Origin of the sequence: Anoxybacillus sp. MB8 (genome assembly GCF_011006755.1) — a bacterium.
Lineage (GTDB): Bacteria > Bacillota > Bacilli > Bacillales > Anoxybacillaceae > Anoxybacillus > Anoxybacillus gonensis.
Genome location: NZ_RXXX01000154.1, coordinates 1 through 343 on the forward strand (window position 1 = coordinate 1; position 343 = coordinate 343).

The following is a 343-nucleotide window of genomic DNA, read 5'->3' on the forward strand; positions in this document are numbered from 1 at the left end:
GCCGCCGAAGGTGGGGCAAATGATTGGGGTGAAGTCGTAACAAGGTAGCCGTATCGGAAGGTGCGGCTGGATCACCTCCTTTCTAAGGATATAATTGATATGATAAAAAACGCTTTTTCGCTTCGTTTAGTTTTGAGGGAATATCCCTCATACATGTTCAAGCAGTAGCCTTGCGCCTGCGTCTAAAAGTGGCTTCGAGGAAGATGGATTCCTCGGCGCAAAGCTGCGATGAAGCAGGTTCAAGCAGAAGCTTTGTTCTTTGAAAACTAGATAACAGGCTGAAAAGTGTGTTTAGTTAAGTTAGAAAGGGCGCACGGTGGATGCCTTGGCACTAGGAGCCGAT

General features: G+C 47.2%; 1 rRNA gene. It reads left to right on the forward strand.

Annotation, left to right across the window (positions count from 1 at the left end):
• A 16S ribosomal RNA gene (locus EKC99_RS15645) occupies positions 1-82 on the forward strand; the annotation flags it as partial.
• Positions 83-343: the final 261 nt, after the last annotated feature.